The sequence below is a fragment of the Bacteroidota bacterium genome, from assembly GCA_016194975.1.
Classification (GTDB): Bacteria; Bacteroidota; Bacteroidia; order Palsa-965; family Palsa-965.
In genome coordinates this window covers 182,336-202,353 of the sequence record JACQAM010000006.1, presented here as the reverse complement: position 1 = coordinate 202,353, position 20,018 = coordinate 182,336, and the positions used below count along the sequence as shown (strand labels likewise).

The 20,018-nt window shown below is 43.1% G+C and carries 20 protein-coding genes; 13 read left to right on the top strand and 7 right to left on the bottom strand.

Translation table 11 applies throughout. The annotated features are described in order from the left end of the window. Positions 1-148: 148 nt before the first annotated feature. Both HY064_04605 and HY064_04600 read left to right on the top strand, forming a co-directional pair. The gene (locus HY064_04605; protein MBI3509921.1) at positions 149-418 is read left to right on the top strand and encodes an ATP-dependent Clp protease adaptor ClpS; all 270 of its coding nucleotides are present in this window, start codon (positions 149-151) and stop codon (positions 416-418) included. 10 nt (positions 419-428) lie between these two features. Beyond that, positions 429-1,238, top strand: coding sequence for a M48 family metallopeptidase (locus tag HY064_04600; protein ID MBI3509920.1), 810 nt, complete (start codon positions 429-431; stop codon positions 1,236-1,238). 175 nt (positions 1,239-1,413) lie between these two features. Here HY064_04600 and HY064_04595 read toward each other — a convergent pair whose 3' ends face one another. Further along, positions 1,414-1,647 carry a hypothetical protein gene (locus HY064_04595; GenBank protein MBI3509919.1) on the bottom strand — a complete coding sequence of 78 codons (234 nt, stop codon included), beginning with the start codon at positions 1,645-1,647 and terminating at the stop codon, positions 1,414-1,416. Between the two features lie 174 nt (positions 1,648-1,821). Beyond that, positions 1,822-2,244: a hypothetical protein gene (locus HY064_04590; GenBank protein ID MBI3509918.1), complete on the bottom strand. Its 423-nt coding sequence runs from the start codon at positions 2,242-2,244 to the stop codon at positions 1,822-1,824. A gap of 158 nt (positions 2,245-2,402) precedes the next feature. Here HY064_04590 and HY064_04585 point away from each other — a divergent pair, with 158 nt between their 5' ends. Then, on the top strand, positions 2,403-3,164 hold the full coding sequence (locus HY064_04585; GenBank protein ID MBI3509917.1) for an MBL fold metallo-hydrolase: 762 nt from the start codon (positions 2,403-2,405) through the stop codon (positions 3,162-3,164). A gap of 284 nt (positions 3,165-3,448) precedes the next feature. Here the strand turns inward: HY064_04585 and HY064_04580 are convergent, their stop codons facing one another. Beyond that, on the bottom strand, positions 3,449-3,793 hold the full coding sequence (locus tag HY064_04580) for a single-stranded DNA-binding protein (GenBank protein ID MBI3509916.1): 345 nt from the start codon (positions 3,791-3,793) through the stop codon (positions 3,449-3,451). 392 nt (positions 3,794-4,185) lie between these two features. Here HY064_04580 and HY064_04575 point away from each other — a divergent pair, with 392 nt between their 5' ends. The 7 genes from HY064_04575 to HY064_04545 all read left to right on the top strand — a co-directional run bounded on the left by HY064_04575 (position 4,186) and on the right by HY064_04545 (position 8,901). Further along, a complete protein-coding gene (locus tag HY064_04575) occupies positions 4,186-4,542 on the top strand; it encodes a hypothetical protein (protein MBI3509915.1) in 357 nt (118 codons plus the stop codon). Positions 4,543-4,558: 16 nt separating this feature from the next. Further along, positions 4,559-4,858 carry a DUF2752 domain-containing protein gene (locus HY064_04570; GenBank protein ID MBI3509914.1) on the top strand — a complete coding sequence of 100 codons (300 nt, stop codon included), beginning with the start codon at positions 4,559-4,561 and terminating at the stop codon, positions 4,856-4,858. A 3-nt stretch (positions 4,859-4,861) separates the two neighbouring features. Then, on the top strand, positions 4,862-5,419 hold the full coding sequence (locus HY064_04565; GenBank protein ID MBI3509913.1) for a hypothetical protein: 558 nt from the start codon (positions 4,862-4,864) through the stop codon (positions 5,417-5,419). Between the two features lie 25 nt (positions 5,420-5,444). Continuing rightward, on the top strand, positions 5,445-5,900 hold the full coding sequence (locus HY064_04560) for a hypothetical protein (GenBank protein ID MBI3509912.1): 456 nt from the start codon (positions 5,445-5,447) through the stop codon (positions 5,898-5,900). Positions 5,901-5,907: 7 nt separating this feature from the next. Beyond that, the gene (locus HY064_04555) at positions 5,908-7,425 is read left to right on the top strand and encodes an NAD(P)H-hydrate dehydratase (GenBank protein MBI3509911.1); all 1,518 of its coding nucleotides are present in this window, start codon (positions 5,908-5,910) and stop codon (positions 7,423-7,425) included. A gap of 79 nt (positions 7,426-7,504) precedes the next feature. Next, positions 7,505-7,912, top strand: coding sequence for a hypothetical protein (locus tag HY064_04550; protein MBI3509910.1), 408 nt, complete (start codon positions 7,505-7,507; stop codon positions 7,910-7,912). A gap of 98 nt (positions 7,913-8,010) precedes the next feature. After that, positions 8,011-8,901 (top strand): RHS repeat protein, encoded by an 891-nt coding sequence (locus tag HY064_04545; GenBank protein ID MBI3509909.1) that lies wholly within the window; start codon positions 8,011-8,013, stop codon positions 8,899-8,901. 128 nt (positions 8,902-9,029) lie between these two features. Here the strand turns inward: HY064_04545 and HY064_04540 are convergent, their stop codons facing one another. Together HY064_04540 and HY064_04535 are read right to left on the bottom strand one after the other, a co-directional pair. Then, on the bottom strand, positions 9,030-9,809 hold the full coding sequence (locus HY064_04540) for a C40 family peptidase (GenBank protein ID MBI3509908.1): 780 nt from the start codon (positions 9,807-9,809) through the stop codon (positions 9,030-9,032). 87 nt (positions 9,810-9,896) lie between these two features. Continuing rightward, positions 9,897-11,075, bottom strand: coding sequence for a thiolase family protein (locus HY064_04535; protein ID MBI3509907.1), 1,179 nt, complete (start codon positions 11,073-11,075; stop codon positions 9,897-9,899). A gap of 186 nt (positions 11,076-11,261) precedes the next feature. Between HY064_04535 and HY064_04530 the strand changes: the two genes are divergently transcribed. The 3 genes from HY064_04530 (at position 11,262) to HY064_04520 (ending at position 16,332) form a co-directional block, all read left to right on the top strand. Further along, positions 11,262-13,283, top strand: a complete 2,022-nt coding sequence (locus HY064_04530; GenBank protein ID MBI3509906.1) for an HDIG domain-containing protein — start codon at positions 11,262-11,264, stop codon at positions 13,281-13,283. A 132-nt stretch (positions 13,284-13,415) separates the two neighbouring features. Next, the gene (locus HY064_04525) at positions 13,416-14,138 is read left to right on the top strand and encodes a YebC/PmpR family DNA-binding transcriptional regulator (GenBank protein ID MBI3509905.1); all 723 of its coding nucleotides are present in this window, start codon (positions 13,416-13,418) and stop codon (positions 14,136-14,138) included. Between the two features lie 178 nt (positions 14,139-14,316). Then, a complete protein-coding gene (locus tag HY064_04520; protein MBI3509904.1) occupies positions 14,317-16,332 on the top strand; it encodes a hypothetical protein in 2,016 nt (671 codons plus the stop codon). An 88-nt stretch (positions 16,333-16,420) separates the two neighbouring features. On the opposite strand, the gene HY064_04515 is transcribed toward HY064_04520, so the two are convergent. Together HY064_04515 and HY064_04510 are read right to left on the bottom strand one after the other, a co-directional pair. Beyond that, positions 16,421-17,695, bottom strand: coding sequence for a dihydroorotase (locus HY064_04515; protein MBI3509903.1), 1,275 nt, complete (start codon positions 17,693-17,695; stop codon positions 16,421-16,423). Positions 17,696-17,699: 4 nt separating this feature from the next. After that, positions 17,700-19,826, bottom strand: coding sequence for a BatA domain-containing protein (locus HY064_04510; GenBank protein MBI3509902.1), 2,127 nt, complete (start codon positions 19,824-19,826; stop codon positions 17,700-17,702). Positions 19,827-20,018: the final 192 nt, after the last annotated feature.

The following is a 20,018-nucleotide window of genomic DNA, read 5'->3' as shown; positions in this document are numbered from 1 at the left end:
TCTTTTATTAAACCGCAAAGACGCTAAGGCGCTAAGAATTTTCAAACTGACCCACTATCCCGTGGAGAAAACTAATTTCGTATTCATTCGCATTTCGTAACTTTAAGTAGAATTTTCGTCCCGATAGCTATCGGGATTTCGTACTCCCATGAAAACACAACAGCAGGAAATTACTTTACTCGAAGAACAACTTACAGATATTCATGATCTCATTGTGTATAATGATGATGTGAATACGTTCGATTGGGTGATTAAAACACTCATGGAAGTTTGCGGGCACAATGCACTGCAGGCAGAGCAATGCGCATTACTGATCCACAATACCGGAAAATGCGGGGTGAAGCGTGGATCGATGGAAGACCTCATTCCGGTTTGCGAAACTATTCTTGAGCGCGGTATCTCTGCACGCATCGAATAAATTCTCTTTTATGAAACGGATATTTTCATTCACATTTTTACTTACGGTATTTTTTTCTTTCTCGTGTTCCAGGGTTCCGATCACGAACCGGCGACAGTTCAATCTCATTCCTGAATCGGAAATGCTTTACCTGAGTACGCAGGAGTACAATAAATTCATTGCAGCGCACACCGTCATTCATCAGCCCGATTCCGGCGCTGTGCTTGTGAACAGAGTAGGGAAGAAGATCTCTGATGCGATCGTGAATTATCTCAAAACACATAACCAGTCGAAACGTGTGAATGGTTACTTCTGGATTTTCAATCTCGTGCAGAGTGATGAAGTGAATGCATGGTGTATGCCCGGCGGAAAAGTTGTGGTGTACAATGCGCTTCTCCCGATCACAAAAGATGAAGACGGACTTGCAGTGGTACTTGGCCACGAGATCGCGCACGCCATTGCGCGTCACGGGAACGAGCGTATGAGTGAACAGCTCGCGATACAAATGGGAGGAGTGGCTTTGAATGTTGCACTTTCGACACAAGCGGAACAGACCGCAAATATTTTCAACCAGGTTTATGGAGCAAGCACTACGCTCGGCGCGCTCGCGTATTCGCGCAAGCACGAAACAGAAGCCGATAAATTAGGATTGTGTTTTATGGCAATGGCCGGTTACGATCCGAATAAAGCGATCGCTTTCTGGGAAAGAATGCAACAGGTGAGTCCGAATCAACCGATACAATTCCTGAGTACACATCCGAATGATGCGACACGAATTGCGAATATAAAAGCGTTCATGCCTACTGCGATGAAATACTATAAGAAGCCGGTGAATCCGTGAGCTTCTAATTCCGGGTTTGTAATTGTTCACATCATTTAAATACGGGCATCTCTAAAAACGCAGAAATGCAAGGCGGGCAAGTCCGAAAAACCGGAATTTACTATTCGTAAATGAGGATTTTGAGGACGTAGCCCAACGCTGCAGTTCGAAGTTATTAGAGATGCCCATACATAACTCATAACCCAAGCCCCTTCATATCCAGAAACATCTCATTGAATCTCGCTTTTACTTTTTTCAGGAACGTTTCATTCATCGCTTCACGGATCGCATCCATTCCACCGAATTTTTCCTGCGGAAATTTATAAACCTGTTCCATCATTCCCGCTTCGAATTTCACAATGAATTTATCGTTCATGTGAAACACAGTGATGCTCATGTCGGGATGTGGAATATTTCCTACGATTCTCATTAGAGTTTATATCGATTAAGAGTTGTATAACAATGATTGCAAGTGCTCCATTCTTAAAAACTGAGCATTTGCAAGGCATTCCCGGTGCTCAGTCTGATTCATTTGAATGTCAAAAAGTTTCCTGTTTCGCATTTAGTATCTTATTCGGAATAAACTCTATTGGAGAAATAAAATTCAGTTACCGGGCGCAGTATAATATCCCGAAAAATCACTGTTGTCCATTTTGTCGAATTCGATGATCGCTTCAGCAAGATCGGCATACACGGTTAAATTATTTGCTTTCAGCCAGGCCATCGCCTGTTTGTCTTTGTTCACAGCATTCGCCGTTGCCGCCCAGAAAATATTTTTGTTCTGCATCAACCACTGAAATGCTTTTTTGTCGCCGCGAACTGCATTGCAGAATGCAGCCACTTCGAAATATTTGTGATCGATCATCCAGCGGAAATTCTTTTCCTTTCCCGTCTTTATGAATTCCGCGGCTTCCGCCAGTTCACGCAGATTTTTTTCAATGAGCCAGTTGTATGCAGCCGTATTGAACGGCCGGAACATGGCCGTCATTTTTTTTATCGCTTCACCGTTGTAATTGTTGTTCGGCATATTCAGGAGAGAGATAAAATTAGGTATTTATGGAAGATGGATGATGGAAGATGAAGAAGTACAATGAGCCGGCAAAGAAAATATTTTACCTTTTAATGCTTCAGTCCATTCTCCATTCTCCATCAACCATAACCGCGTAACTTTACAGAAGAATGCCATTGAAAATAACTTTTCTCGGAACGGGAACTTCCCAGGGTGTACCACTCATCGGGTGCGCGTGTGAAGTGTGCACATCTGCTGATGCGCGCGACAACCGGCTGCGGACTTCCGTGATGATAGAAACGAACGAAAAAAAAATTGTCATTGACACCGGCCCCGATTTCCGGCAGCAGATGCTCCGTGCAAAGGTGCGCACGCTTGATGCAATAGTTCTGACGCATGAGCACAAAGATCATCTCGCCGGGCTCGATGAAGTGCGTGCGTTCAATTACATTCATAAAAAATCGATGCCGGTTTATGCAACTCATCGTGTGCAGGAAGCGATCAGGAAAGAATTCTCCTACATTTTTGAAACGCCTTCTTATCCCGGAATTCCACGCATCGATTTTCACACCATCACCGATCACGCGTTCGAAGCAGAAGGAATTCCATTTATTCCGCTGGAGGTAATGCATCACCAGCTTCCTGTTCTTGGTTTCCGTATCGGTAATTTTACATACATCACTGATGCGAATTTCATTGCTGAAGAAGAGAAGAAAAAAATTTACGGAAGTGAAGTGCTGGTGTTGAATGCGCTCCGCCATGAAAAACATATTTCTCATTTCACACTGGAGCAAGCCATAGCGGTTTCAAGAGAACTTCACCCCAAAAAAACTTTTCTTACTCATATTTCACACCAGATGGGAAAACACGGGGAGGTGCAGAAAAATCTGCCGGAGAATATTTTTCTGGCTTATGATGGATTGGTGATCGAGATTTAGGTTTCAGTAGTTGTAGGTGGAAAGCTGCAGTCAGAGAATTTATTTTTTTGAAAAAAAATTTTCAGGAAAATCTGCCATAGGCCGGAGCATTCTTCCAACTTCATCACATTTGAGTTTATATCGATTAAAGATTCATTCAGGACTAAAGTCCTTTTGCAGCGTTGTTTTCATTAACCCCGAACTTAAGTTCGGGGTTACGAGCAATGTTGTTAGAGATATCCTGGTTTATTATATACTGCCGCTCACCACTGCCGCTGATAAAAACTGTTATGAAGCATTTTTTCTCAAGCCGCCTTTTCAATCTTCGGCTCATCCATCATAATGATATCGCTTACGATAATTTCCGTGATGGAATGTTTTCTTCCGTCGGCGTCCACCCAGTTCCGTGTGGCGAGTCGTCCGTTCACACCTACTTTTCTTCCTTTATAAAGATACTGCTCGGCGATCTCCGCCTGTTTTTCCCACGCCACAAGATTGAACCAGTTTACAAAAGTGGTTTTTGTTTCTCCCTGCGTTTTGAAATTCACATTAGCAAGCGTGAATCGCGCTACCTTTTTTCCTGTTGAAGTTGATTTCACTTCGGGATTCATTCCCAGATTCCCGATCAGTTGTACATTGTTACGAAGCATTGTCATAAAAAATAATTTTTAAAAATTAATAATGAAAGAATAGATGTGAAGTGATAATGGCGATCAGTCTCCGTGCTTTTAAATACTGCGTTGATTTTTTTTCTGAGAAATACTCTCCTGTAGGACGCTCATTAATAAATACAAAAACTGATCTTCAATTATCAACTGCCGAATTTCAATTTTTCTGATTCGACGGTGCAAAGATGCCCGTCAGACTTCACAGCATTCGGTTCCCAACTAATTATATTCGTATATAAACAATTGTAAACGAATAAGTATATGATAATCAAAGAAATAAAACTTATCAATTCAACTGCTAAAATCATTCATTTTCACGCGTTAAGTAATTTTATATCTTAGTCGGCATAACAATTAAAAAACCACTTCTAACTATGGAAAATCAGAATCCTCCCTTTCCTCCGAATCAACCCCAGGGAAATCCTTTTATGAACAACCCGATGGGCGGCCAGATGGACGTTCCGAATGCGACACTCGTTCTCGTTATGGGAATCTGCTCGATCGCTATCTGCGGACTCGGCCCAATTCTCGGAACGATCGGACTCGTTATGTCCGGAACAGCAAAACGTGCCTACGAAGCAAATCCCGGCATGTACAAAGAAGCATCTTACAAAAATCTGAATGCAGGACGTATTTGTTCTATCATCGGACTTTGCCTGGGTGCTATCATCTGGATCATTTACATCATTGAGATCGTGTTCCTCGCTTCGGCGTTCGGTTCTCACTGGTAGAAAATAAAATCTTGTCATGGATCTGAACTGGCTGCAGGATCATCTTATTCCTTGTCCCATAAAATCCATTACAGGTATCGATTGCCCCGGTTGCGGTTTTCAGCGCTCGTTGCTGTTCCTCCTCCGGGGCGATCTTATTGAAAGCATAAAAATTTACCCCGCTCTTATTCCACTGCTCCTCACTTTCATTTTTCTTTTTCTTCATTTGAAATTCAGATTCAGAAAAGGAACAATGTTTTTACTTGGATTCTATTTTTTTTCAGCAGCGGTGATCGTGGTAAGTTATCTCTACAAAGAAATTCATCACCTGTCCTGAACTATGAGTAACCCGCCGAACAATCCTCCTGATGATAATCCTTATGCGCCAAAACCGGAAAAGGGAAACGAGGAAAATCCGTACACGCAGAATCCTAACCAGTATTCGCAGAACATCAACCAGTATTCGCAGAATCCTAATCAGTATTCTCCCTACAATCCGCAGCAGAATTATTATCAGAATAATCAGCAGCAACAGTATTACCAGAATCCGTACCAGCAACAGTATTACCAGAATCCGTACCAGCAATACAATAATCCGTACATGGCACAGCGCGATCTGCCGAATGCAAGTGCGGTACTCGTTCTCGGAATAATTTCCATCCTCGGTGCGTTCTGTTATGGTGTAGTGGGTGTGGCGCTGGGCATCACTTCTCTCGTGATGGGAAACAAAGCGAAGAATGTTTATGAAATGAATCCAGGTGTTTATTCCGAAAATTCTTACAGCAATGTAAAAGCCGGAAGAATCTGTGCGATCATAGGGCTATCCATTGGCGCTCTTATTCTCATCGTTTTTGTTATGGAACTCGCATTCATTTCTTCGTTGAGTAATTCTTTCTGAAAAAAGTTTTTTAAATTTTTTATTCATGTCCAATCCTCCTTTCGATCAGAACTACCAGAACTGGAATCAACAGAACCAGAATCCGCCGCAGCATTTTCAGAATCCATATCAACCACAGTGGCCGCAACCACCTTACCCGCAGAATCCGCTTCCGAATCAGAATCCATATTTGCCACCGGTTCCGCCTTACAATCCTTATATCAGCAATCAACCTATCGATCTTCAGAAAGCAGTGAATGCGCAAGTATGCGGTATCATTGGCCTCATCCTGTTCTGGAATATCATTGGCATCGTTCTGAATATTTGCGCGATCATAATGGGAGCGGGTGCAATACGCGAAATTGAAATTTCTCAGCAGGGACGTTACAATGAAAGTTCTTACAGAAAAGCTAAAGCTGCAAAAACATGCGGAATAATCGGGCTGTGCCTTTTTGGATTCATGATCATCGCTTTTGTAATTTTTATCATCTCGATTTCCTGATCGGATCATGAAAATTCTTTCCGTTGCTCAAACTAAGGAAGCCGATGCATTTACCATTGCGCATGAACCGGTAGCTTCGATCGACCTTATGGAACGTGCAGCGCTTTCCTGCACGGTGTGGATCCTGAAAAAATTCGGAAGAAATTTTCCTTTCCGGATATTTTGCGGCAATGGAAACAATGGAGGCGACGGACTTGCCATAGCGCGGCAACTTTCGGAACAGGGATGTGATGTGAAAGTTTTTCTGCTTCGTATTTCAAAAGAAGATGCTCCCGATTTCAATGAAAATCTTTCGCGGCTGAAAAAATCCGGTAAAACAGAAATTTCTGTTCTCACCGACGATACGATAGAACTGGTGAATGTAACCGAAGGAAGAATAATCATTGATGCACTTACCGGAACAGGATTCAAAGGAGAAGCTGCCGGAACATTCGCGCATCTCATTGATAAAATGAATTCGTTCGGAAATGCCATCGTTTCCATTGACATTCCTTCCGGGCTCAACGGCGATGATAATTCTTCTTCTTCGCTGAAACATGTGGTGCATGCAAAATTTACATTGACATTTCAATATCCGAAACTGCAGTTCCTTTTTTCTGAGAACAGTTCCTTCGTCGGCGATTTTCATATTCTTGATATCGGCATTCACAAATCTTTTCCTGAACAAATAAATTCTTCTTTTTATTTCAATACGAAAGAAGAAATTAAAAAAAATCTTCACACGCGTGAAAAATTTTCTCACAAGGGAACTTTTGGCCACGCTCTCATTGTCGCCGGCAGCAAAGGAAAAATGGGAGCAGCCATCCTGTGCGCACGCGCATGCCTGCGTTCGGGCGCCGGGCTCGTGAGCGCATGTGTTCCGCGCGAAGGAAATCTCATTATGCAAACTGCAGTTCCTGAAGCGATGCTGGTGGAGCAGGAGGGAACAGATTTTATTTCCGGTAAAATTCCGGTTTCAGAATTCGCAGCAATAGGAGCAGGGCCGGGGCTTGGCAAAGCGAAAGAAACAGAAACTGCATTGCGGCAATTGATCAATTCATTCAACGGCCCGCTGGTGCTTGATGCAGATGCGTTGAATATTATTTCTGAAAATAAAAACCTGCTTTCCATTCTTCCGAAAGAAACCATTCTCACTCCGCATCCCGGAGAATTCGACCGGCTCACACAAAAACATAAAAATGGTTTTGAGCGTATGAAAACGCAGAAAGAGCTTGCAGCGAAAAATGGAATTTTCATTGTGCTGAAAGGTGCGTATTCCTCCATTGCTTGTCCCGATGGGAAAGTGTATTTCAATTCTTCCGGAAATCCCGGAATGGCAACCGGCGGAAGCGGAGATGTACTCACCGGAATTATCACAGGATTGCGCGCACAGGGCTATTCTTCATTGGAGAGTTGCAGGATCGGCGTTTACCTGCACGGACTCGCCGGAGATATTTCTGCATCTGCCGTTACGGAGAACGGTGTAATTGCAGGAGATATTTCGGAGAATATTGGCAGAGCGTGGAAAGTTTTGGTGGAGTTATGAGTTTTGAATTCGGACTCATTACTCAAAACCATTTGGGAAGAACTGATTTTTTTGTACCTTAGATACACTCATCCGAAGAATGAAAAATTTTATTTTCATAGTGATAATTCTCTTCGCCTTCACCTCCTGTCACAAAAAAGATGAAGTGAGAACAGTTCCTGGCGGAGTGGTACGTTGTCTTCTTTCCGTGCAGCATCACACGGTTCCCATTCCTTACGCAAGAATTTTCGTGAAAAGAGGCACTCTTGTTTTTCCCGGAACAGATACTACACTTTATGATCTGCGTTACGTAACTGATGCCAATGGAAATTACACGATGAGCGGAATTCTCAACGGGCAGCAGCAATATGTTTTCTATGCAAAAGGAGTTGACCCGGGTTGGGATTCAACGCATGTTACTCCTGTGTGGGGATACCAGTATCTCATTACAGATACACACAATCTCGAGAGCAAAGATTATCCGCTTACTATTCCGGTGAGTGAATAAATTTCATTATGAGGAAACGTTCACTACTCTTCATCCGGTTTTTATTTTTGTTTCCTTTCACATCATTCTCGCAGAATTTTCCCGTTGCAATAACTGAGATGGATTCTATGAAAGGCGTAAATTATTTCCGCCTTCACACCATCAATATTGACAGTGCAAGCAACAAAACTGATCCGGCCAGCGAATCTGTTTTTATTTATCATCGCGATCCTGGCGGTAAATTTCTCACTTTAAAAATGATTCCGCATAAGGGAAATGGTGTTGTAAAAATCGATTCACTGTTTTCTGACCAGTCTGGAATGAAAGAAACCAAACTCGAAATTTCCGGGAAAGAGATCTCTTCCCGTTCAATATGGAATTATGATGCACAACATCATCCGGTTGATGAATGGCTTCGCGACAGCACGATCCATATTCAATTTGAAACTGATGCGGCAGGAAGAAAGATCAAAGCAATATGCAAGGGATCCTGGGAGAAATATTACACTTACAATAACGCCGGTGCCGTTACCGGTAAGAGAGAATATGCATACGTAGATAAAGATGGAAATGCAACCAAAACACTGAACCTGACATCCAGCGACTCTTTTGTTTATGATGCAGAAGGGAAAAAAACGCGTGAATATTATTGGGATATTGATCTTGCTGATCCGCGATCATGCGACAGTACGATCTGGAATTATAAAAACGGAAATGTATCTTCCGTTTATTATTATTATCCGGGAAATAAATCAGAGATCCTTTCATTGACTTACGACGATGCAGGAAGAATGACAGATGCAACCTGGGCCAACAAATTCAACAGTGATCCGATCAGGGAGCTAAAATATTCGTACGATAAAAACGGGAATGTTTTAACCCGTAATTCTTACGGGAATATGTCCCTGACTGAAATATGGGAAACAACGTACGATGCGAAGGGGCGTCCGGCCAAATGCATTTATCATGATGGTATTGGCGGACTGACTAAGTGGGAATGGACGTATTGATTTTTCGGGTATGATTTTCAGAAGAAGGAAATCAATTATTCTCAATTTAAAGGAGGGAGTAGAAAGGACTAATAAAGTAGGAAAATATTATACACGAATCTCAAGTCAAAAATCAAAAATCCAAATCCTCACCCCACAATATTCTTTATCACTCTTAAATTATGCGTGTACCCGCCGCGCTCGGGAGTAAAAATGCCGTAATGATCGAAATGATCTATGCGCACGCGCCCGCTCGCGTGTATGATGCGGTTGTCGTGAATTACAATTCCCACGTGCGTGATCTTTCCTTCCTCATTGTCAAAAAAAGCAAGATCGCCTGCATGAGATTCTTCCACGAATGAATAGGAAGTTCCAGTTTCTGCCTGCTGCCACGCATCACGTTTCAGTTTTATTCCATTCGCTTTAAAAACAGTTTGCGTGAAACCTGAACAATCAATACCGAGAAAAGTTTTTCCGCCCCAGAGATATGGAGAATTCAGAAAAAGAAGCGCGGTCTCCACAATTTCATCGCGCGTCGTTTTTTCATTGGGATAGCAAACTTTTCCATCGAATGAAAAATTATTTTTTGCGAGGGAACACATCCCGTCAAAATATTCCGGCAGAGAACATCCTAATGGAATTGGAAATGATTCGCCTGAATTTTTATTGGTGATGATCCCGAAAAGATCCTTTGAAACAAATGAGGGTGCTGAAATTATTTTTTTGTGTTCGGCTTCTGAAATTTCTGTTGATTGTTTCCGGTCTATCCATCCTTCATATCCATCGGCATCACTGTGAATAAACAACCAGTTATCTTTTTCACCGATCGATTTAAAAGTGTCACCGAAAAGCAATTGGGTAATCATCTCGCTTCTGTCTGAAGGTTCTTTACGAACGGGGATTACGCTGAGATGGATTATTCCGTACATGAAGTTGTCAGTTACCGGTTGTCAGTTGTCAGTTTTCAGTTCTTCAATAAAGGGATAGTTCTGAAAACTGCCGCCGACAACTTTTTCCTATACTAAATTCTCAATAACAATCGCACTCGCCCCGCCACCGCCGTTACAAATTCCCGCTGCACCGTATTTCGCATTATTCTGTTTCAAAACGTTCAACAGCGTAACGATAATTCTTGAACCTGAATTTCCGAGTGGGTGGCCAAGCGCAACTGCACCGCCATTCACATTCACCTTCGAAGGATCGAGATTCATGAGTTGCATATTGGCAATAGAAACAACGGCAAATGCTTCATTGATCTCGAAAAAAGAAATGTCGCTCATTTTCAATCCGGCTTTTTCTACGGCGCGGGGAATTGCTTTTGCAGGAGTGGTGGTGAACCATTCGGGCGCCTGTTCCGCATCGGCATAAGAAATAATTTTTGCAAGCGGTTTCAATCCGAGTGCTGTAGCTTTTTCTTTACTCATGAGTACAAGTGCAGAGGCGCCGTCGTTGATCGTGGATGCATTTGCTGCAGTTACTGTTCCGTCTTTCTGAAAAACAGGTTTAAGCGCAGGGATTTTTTCGAAAGAAACATTTTTAAATTCTTCATCTTCCGAAACCACCACATCTCCTTTGCGTGTTTTTACAGTAACGGGAACCACTTCATCTTTGAATTTCCCATTCGCCCACGCAGCAGCCGATTTTTTGTAAGAATCAATTGCGAAAGCATCCTGCTGCTCGCGGGTGATTTTATATTTTGCAGCGCAGAGTTCTGCAGAATTTCCCATGAGATTCTGGTGATACACATCGGTCAAACCATCTTTCACTATAGCATCTACCAATTGGCCATGGCCATATTTGTAACCATATCTTGCTTTCTCTGCATAGAAAGGTGTTGCCGACATATTTTCCATTCCGCCTGCAACAACAATGTCAGCATCACCGAGCATGATATCCTGCGCACCAATTACCACTGCTTTCATTCCCGAAGCGCAAACTTTATTTACAGTCGTACACTGAACGTGATCAGGAAGTCCGGCAAATTTTGCAGCTTGCCGCGCAGGCGCCTGCCCGAGATTTCCCTGCAACACACATCCCATTATAACTTCATTCACATCTTCGGGATTTATTTTTGCGCGCTCTACTGCAGCTTTTACAGCAGTCGCGCCGAGTTGTGTGGCAGAAACTTCCGTAAGTGCGCCGCCGAAACTTCCTACCGGCGTTCTCGCTGCTGAAATAATATAAACTTCTTTCATACTAATTGATTTGGAAAATTGGTTGTGCAAAGATAAGTATTGAGTTATGAGTTGTGAATTATGAGATGAAAATATATTACAATGAGCAGCTGGCATTCAACATATAATTTCTCAACATCAGGTCAAATCAAACTCACGGCTCAAAACCCATAACTCATCACTATTAAGTAAATTCGTCTCCATAAAATGAACAGGATATTTTCTTTCATACGCGACCGGCATTCTTTACTCTACAAAGGATTTCTTTTTATTGCGGCGCTTTTCATTATGGTATGGTTCAATCCGGGGCAATTGCATTTTCATTATGATGTGGAACAGGTACGCGGAAAGAAATGGACGCATGACGATCTTGTTTCTCCCTATGATTTCGCGGTTTCAAAATCAAATGAAGAAACGGATGCCGAGCAAAAAGAGATCCGGAAAAAATGCATTCCGTACTTCCGCTTCGATACGACCGTTGCTCCTGCAACAGAACAGTTTTTTTTCCGCCTTTTGCAGGACCTAAACGCAGGAGAAAGAAAAAAAGTGATCACTGCGCTCGATGAAGTTTATTCGAACGGCATACGCGCGGTTGCAGATGCGAGCGGAAAAACCATCCGCGATAAAATTCTGGTAGTGAAAGGGAATATTGCAGAAGAACACCGGCTGCTCGAATATCCCGATGTGGCCGAAGCCGATTCGATCATTGCGCACCGCCTCGGTGGAAAAACGCTGAACATCTGGAAAAGTAAAAGTGAGAATGAGATCAATGCGAATATTGTTTTTGATTCCACCCTCACCAATCGTTCACTCGCGCAGCAGCTCGCAAATATTTCTGACAAACGCGGTGTGGTGAATAAAGACCAGGTCATTGTTCATCGCGGTGAATTGGTGACGGACAACATTTTCAATAAATTGGTTTCTTATCGCGAAGAAGAAAAACGCCAGGGAGAAAATAACTGGCTGGCCATTCTTGCCGGACGATTTTTTCTTGTCGGATTTTCTTTGTTCATCCTGTTTCGTTTCATCCGTTTATTCCGGAGGGAAATTCTCGGCAACGATTCGCGCTTGCTTTTCATCCTGCTCATGGTAGTGCTTACGGTTGGAATGTCTTACCTCCCTTCCGTGATTGATAATCTTCCTTTGCTGGCGCTGCCATTCTGCATTCTGCCGGTTATCATGCGCGCTTTTTTCGACACACGCATTGCCCTTTTCGTTCACCTCATTACCATTTTCATTATTTCAATTTTTCTTCCTGGCGATCGTTTTCATTTTGTGTTTGTGCAATTGCTAACGGGAATTTCTGTCATCTTCAGTATTGTGAATATGAAGAACAGGTCGCAGCTTTTTATTTCTGTCATCGTGGTACTGCTTTCTTATTCTTTACTCCATTTCGGGTTGCTCACTATTTCCGAAGGACACATCAGCGCCATCGACCCTGCTGATTTCATCAATTATTCGATCAGTGCAGTTTTACTTCTTCTCGGGTTTCCGCTCATTTTTATTTTTGAAAAACTTTTTGGTTTTGTTTCTGATGTTACATTGATGGAACTTGCAGACACAAATAATCCATTGTTGCGCGAGCTTGCAGAAAAAGCCCCTGGAACTTTCCAGCATTCGATACAGGTGGCGAATCTTGCGGAAGAAGCGATTCGCAGAGTGGGAGGGAATACGCTCCTCGTGCGCGCGGGCGCACTATATCACGACATTGGAAAAGGTGACCTGTCGGTTTATTTCATCGAGAACCAGGCGACCGGTGTGAATCCGCACGACGAACTTACATTCGAGGAAAGCGCTTCCATCATCATTGGCCACGTGATCCGCGGAATTGAAAAAGCAAAAGCTGCAAAACTTCCTGACCAGGTCATCGATTTTATACGCACACATCATGGCACAACAAACACTGCTTATTTTCTCACACTCTTCAAAAAAAATAATCCTGCTGATCCTGTCGATGAAGAACTTTTCCGTTATCCCGGGCCTATTCCTTATTCGAAAGAAACAGCGGTGCTCATGATGGCCGATGCCGTGGAAGCTTCCTCGCGCTCACTCCGGAAATATGACGGCGACTCCATTGATGCACTCATTGAAAATATTATTGATGAGCAAGCCGATCTTAAACAATTCGATAATTCAGACATCACCCTGAAAGATATTACCGAGATCAAAAAAATATTCAAGAGAAAATTGCGGAGTATTTATCATGTGCGGGTGGAATATCCTAAATAGGGTATTGAGGTATTGGGGTGAGAGGTTATGACAAAAGTTTATTTCAATCAATAGCAAATACCTCATTAACCAAATTCGTATCTTTGAATCCCCGCATTTTTCATTGGTAAAATCACCTAAATAAGAATAATCATGGGACGCGTATTTGAAAAAAGAAAACACCGGATGTTCAAGCGCTACGGACAAATGGCGCGACAATTCACCCGCATCGGAAAAGAAATTGCAATTGCCGTAAAAGCCGGCGGCGCAAATCCTGACACCAATGCGCGTTTGCGTATCGTTATGCAGAATGCGAAAGCGGTGAATATGCCGAAGGATCGTGTAGATAATGCGATCACCAAAGCAGCGGGAAAAGCAGATACGACGAATTATCACGAAGTGATCTACGAAGGGAAAGGCCCGTTCGGTACCGGCATCATGGTGGAAACTGCAACAGATAATCCCACAAGAACAGTTTCCAATTTGCGTGTGATCTTTAATCGCAACGGAGGTGAACTCGGAAATTCCGGATCACAGGCGTTCAACTTCGATCACAAAGGTGTATTTCGTATTTCTACTGATGGAAAAGATATGGATGAACTGGAATTGACGCTCATTGATTCTGGTTTGGATAATATTGAAGGCGCCGAGAATGACAATGAAGTTTACATCTATTGCCCGTTCGGTGAATTCGGAAATATGCAGAAAGGGCTGGAGTCGGCAGGAGTGCAGGTACTCGAAGCTAAACTCATGCGCATTGCTAATATTCCGATTCATCTTTCCCCGGAACAACAGGCGGAAGTAACAAAACTCATTGAGAAATTAAATGAAGATGAAGATGTGCAGGAAGTGTATAGCAATGTAGCAGAGGAATAATTGAATAAGGGCATCTCTAATAACTTCGAACTTGCCCGCCTTGCATTTCTGTGTTTTTAGAGATGCCCATAATTGAATCTTGAATCTTGAATTTTTGAATCGTTGAATTTTGAATTTTTGAATTTTGAATCTGTATCTTTAGTGAAATCCGGCGTTACAGTTGCAGCAGAATTCCCCAATGCGGCCAAAATTTATTTTCATTTTCCTGATCCTCCCGCTTTTTCTTTTTTCCCAGAATAAGAAACCCGGCAAAGCTCCTTTTCTTTCTTCGTTCAATTACATTACGCTCGCACACGCGCTCACGGATTCGACGATGACCGATGATGAAAAAGTGAGAAGCATTTTTCTGTGGATGACCAAACACATCCGTTACGGTTTGCCAATTGAAGATCCGAATGATATTCTTCTCAACAGGCAGGCAGTTTGCCTCGGTTACAGCATTCTTTTCGATTCGCTTTGTTCGGTTGCCGGCGTTCAGTCGTCCATCATTTTCGGTTACGCGTATGAGCCCTGGTACGAAGCGCGCGACACGTTGTACCTCGATAATCATGCGTGGAATGCAGTTTACCTTGATGGAGAATGGAAACTGATCGACGTTACGTGGTCGAGAGGTTCGCTCAGATTAAAAAAATCTTCTGCAAGAAAATTTTTCTGCCGTCTTTTTCATTTGCCATTCACACCGCGTTATCGTTTCCGTAAAAAACACAACGAGAATTATTACCTCCCTCCACCGGAAAAAATGATACTTGATCATTATCCCGCGACTGCTTCCTGGCAATTGCTGGATTGTCCTGTTCCCATTGATTCATTCCAGTATTCTCCGAACTCCACAAAAAATTATTTAGAGAACCCGGTGAATTGTATTTCGTGGTATGATTCCATTCCGCCCATCATTGATGCGCGACAGTACGAGCAACAAATTGTGGAAGGTTACCAGGCCATGCATCTCAATGAAAAAAATCACCAGGACATTGCTTACGGAATGCTCACGTGCGCAAAATATCACCTCATCATTTCTGCCGACACGAATATGTGGTGGCAAACGCGAATGGCTTATTATGATTCGGCGCTCGATTATCTCGATACGCTTTCATTTTATTACAAGAGAGCGGCGAAGGATGGTTCCAACGAAGGAAAATTCTATATGCGGCGTAATAAGCGAATGAAAATTCAAACGGAATCGGAAACAAAACCACTGATGAGAAAACAGCACACTGCACTCGGTGCATTGCGCAAAACAAAATTCCTGATCGTAAAGCAGAAAAGAAAATTGCGGATAGACGATGTTCATCTCGAATGGGAGTCGCACGTTGTGAAAGGAAGAAAATTAAATATTGACCGGCCCGGCCAGTTGAATCCGCAGCAACAGAAAATGCACGACGATCTCGAAGAAAAATATGCAATGCTGCAGGAAAAGATCACCGATGAAAAGCAGGCGATGAATGATGCAGGTTACGATCAGTTCTATTGGGAAGGGCCGTATTATGATTCGCTGGTGAAGGACAAAAAAAGATTCCTTCTCATTCAAACCAACGACATGAAATTTGTGAATTATTATCGCGGCATGGGCAAGAATGCTTTCGACACGCTCGTGTACACGCGCAAGAATGAAGTGATGCTGGTGCAGGAACAGGAAGATTCTTTGCAATCACTTCTTCGTGATCCCGGCAAATGGAGTTTGGATTCATCTTACGCGGTGAGCAAAGCCAATGCGGTAAAAGCAAAAGCAGATCTGAAACTGGCAATGGGAATGCTGAAACAAATGGGGAAACTTCCGCAGGGAACGCTCGACGAAAAAGCAGAATTCAAATCGTGCAAAAAACAGATCCGTGATATTGACGATTCGCTCGTGCGATTCAACAAAGAAAGAAAACGTGAATTGGAAATTTACAATCACATGTACAAAAAGGAACGATGGAAACGATGGATACTCAGCCGTCAGTTCGCTGACGAATTACAGAGTGAAAAATGGCGTTACGCGATGTGGGGAAATTTCTTCAGGAAATACGGAAAATCACTCAACCTCATCTTCAGTAACGATATGCGCATCGCAAAAGAACTGCATACGAAAGTGAAAGGAATGAAACGTGCGCTATTGAGAAAGATCAGGAAGGAAGAAAAATTTCACAACGCCATGCACCGAAAAATTCAGAAACGGCTGATCAAACAGAAAGAGCTGTTAATGGGAAATTGAATAATGCATAATGAAATAATGGATGATGTATAATGGTGAATGTATAATAGCAAGGTTGTCTCTTATTCGTGGCAATAATCATTATACATTATTTCATTATTTCATTATGCATTATCCATTTTCCTTTACAGAATATTCCAACCACTTTTCCGGTGAGTTCTTTTCCAGGGAGCGGAGTATTTTTCGATCGGCTCTTATTATCTTTTTCCGTGAAGGTCCATTTCATTGTCGGATCGAAGACGGTAAGGTTTGCTTTTTCTCCGACTTTTATTTTCGGAATTTCCATTCCTGTTATCATGCGTGGCGCGAGTGAGAGTGCGCGTACGAGATGAGCAGGTTTTAATTTTCCGCTGCTGTTCGCAACAGAGAATGCCGATTCAAGAGCCGTCATTCCGAAAGCAGCGAGATCGAATTCCACCACTTTCGATTCCACATCTTCCGGCGCGTGGCCCGAGGTGATGCAGTCGATCGTTCCGTCAATGATCCCTTCGAGCAATGCAAGACGATCTTCTTCCGAACGCAATGGAGGATCCACTTTGAAATTTGTATTGAAATCGGAAAGCATTTCATCAGTCCAGAAAAGATTGGCAGCATTGACCGATGCAGTAACATTCAATCCTACTTTTTTCGCCGAGCGTATCTGTTCAACACTTCTCGCAGTACTCACCGCCATAAAATGAATGGGCGATCCTGCATATTCTGCGAGATAAATATTCCGCGCAATCATCAGTTCTTCGCTTAGTGAAGGAATTCCTTTCAGCCCGAGTGTGGTGCTCATTGGCCCCTCGTGCATTTGTCCGCCATGAGAAATAGTGCGGTCGTCGCAGCGCACATGAATTTTTCCGCCGAAATTATTCGCATACATGAGTACGCGCACGAGTAATCCTGAATTGGAAACGGGATGTTCACCGTCAGTAAAAGCTTTCGCTCCTGCAAGATGCATGTCGTACAACTCCGCCATTTCTTTTCCATCAAGGTCCTGCGAGATAGCGCCGGAAGGAACTATTTCTATTGGTAAAATCTGCGAACGTTTCAGAATATATTCAACAGAAGATTTTGTTTGCACCACGGGAAAAGTATCGGGCATGGCGAGTACGGCTGTGAATCCGCCGGCTGCTGCTGCTGCTGCTCCCGATTCGAGCGACTCCTTGTATTCAAATCCGGGATCGCGCAGGTGTGCGTGAAGATCCATGAAACCAGGCGCTGCATACAGATCATTTCCTTTAACCAGTGTTATTCCTTCGGGAGAAATATATTTTCCGATCTGGCGGATGTTACCATTCTCAATGAGAATATCTGTTCTCGTATCATGGTGCGGTGACGACGGATCTATTATTGTTACATTCTGCAGAAGCACATTCATGATCTTATCTTGTTATAGGTGTAGTTTTAATTTTAGTTGTGATCGCTGAATTTTTCCAGAAGCGGATAATGAGAATTTCTCCGAGCAGGAAAAGCAGCGAAAGCCAGATGCAGATCTTCCAGTATCTTTTTCCGTTATCAATCTCGGTTAATGCTGCGGTAATTCCCTTGCCGTCATTTTCGAGTGCGGAAAAATTCTTCAATCCCGCAGTTGCAAAACTTTCACTGAGTTCATCACTCGTATTTGTACTGAGGTCCGATTCTTTCCGGTCGTAATTGAAAGAAATTCCGCCCACGTTATCGGGCCCTAATTTTACAATGTAATTTCCAGGATCTTTTACTTCGCGATGCACATCAAGGATCGTGTGCCCGTCAATGATGGTATGCACGGGAATGACATCGAAACTTAATTTCGGATTGGAAAGATGAAAAGCATTTTCGCCCGCTACACCGGGATCACCAATGTCAATATTTTCATCGGAACCGATCGTGTAAAATAAATTTCCCTGCGGTTCGCTGAAATAAGCCGCCTGATCGAGCGTGGGAACGAATAGGGCGTGCTGCGGAAAATTACTCCACGCATCAAGCGTAGGAACAGCGCAGAGATAAACACTTCCTTTTCCGGAGCGCCAGTCCACCACGAACGGATCGCCATTGCGCAGGTGCATGAGCGGTTCACCTGTAGTGCGCGATCCGGTAACAATTTTATAATGATCGTAAACAACAGGAAGATCAATATTGCCCGATTGTTTTTCAAAAACTCCCTGGTAAAGCGGGTGATCATAACTCAGCCGGTCCACCACCGTGTTCATCGTATCTCTTGCCTGGATCATTCCGGCATTCACCTGGCTGAGCAGATCATTGTAAGAAGCAAGGTTGATATTCTCTCCCGGAAAAATAAAAATACTTCCGCCCTGGTTCACAAAATTTTTCAGTTCTGTTGCAAGCCCGGAAGAAATTTCCGGAAGATTATTCAGCACAATAAAACGGAAACCGGAGAAGGAAGAGTAGTCGAGTTTTTTTTCTTCCGATTCAGTGAATTTAAAAGATGAATCTTTTCCGAAAAGTGAATCCGGGTAATCAAGGCCTGCGGGCAAATGAATTCTGGCATCATCTGGCGATGGATTTACAGAAAGAATCGGAATCGCTTTTAAAACGTTGAATGAAAAATACAACCGGTCATCAAAGGTCACCTGGTCGTCATTGATCTCCACGAGGCCCTGTTGCAAGCCCGGTTCACGAATGGTAAAATAAATGGAAGTGTCTATGGTTCCATTCGGTTGAATGCTGAATGAAGAAGGTGTGCGCGCTTCCCCGTTCAGGTAAAGCCGCATGGGCACGTTCACCATTTCCTGGTCTGATTTGCTGCGAATGCGAATGTGTAATTGTTCCGGTGAATTCAGATTGCGCACGGGCGAAGAGAACCATGCCGAGTCAACAAAAATATTATTCCTGCTTTGCGCAAAAAGCTGTAGTGTTTTGAAAACTATGGAAGAGTCGGTTTTTATTTTTGCCGGATCGGTGATCGTCTTCTGAAAATCGCTGATGATGAATGCCTGTTTATTTCCCGGCTGAATTCCCGGTTCTGTATTCAGTGCATCCTGTTGCCGTTTGGTGATCTCTGAAAGTGTGCGTACTGAAGGAGAAGATTTCACTTCATCCACGAGCGAAAGAAATTCTTCGCGATTCACAAGGCGCTGATGCCTTCCTTCAAAATCATTCGTAAGCAACTGGAACCGATCGGTGGCTTTATACGCGGCTGCAATTTCCTTCGCATTTTTTTTCGCCTCATCGAGGAGCGTCCCGTTTTTCCCGATCGCATCCATGCTAAAGGAATTATCAATAAAAATACTTACCGCTTTGTCGCCGGTGCGAATGGCAGCATTCTCCTGTGGAATGTAAGGTTGCGCGAATGCAGATACGAGAAAGAAAACAGTTAGGAGCCGGCAGGCGAGGATGAGAAGATTCTTGAGTTTATTTCTTGCTTTAGTATCGAGATTCACTTCTTTCAGCAGGCGGACATTCGTGAAATAGATCCGCTTGAATTTTCTGAAATTGAAAAGATGAATAATAATGGGGATCGCAAGAGAAAAAAGCGCAAAAAGAAAAAGAGGATTAACAAACTTCATCAAAGGTTAAAGTTAAGGAAAAATGGTTGCGAGTAATGCGTTAATGGGTAGTGGGTTCAGTTTGAAAATTCTTAGCGCCTTAGCGTCTTTGCGGTTTAATAAAAGAATGGTTTAGGAACCGCCCTTCAATTCTTCAGGGCAAGCTCTGGCGTGAAGTTGAATCGGAAAAGAGCAAACTGAGCCACTACCCGTTAC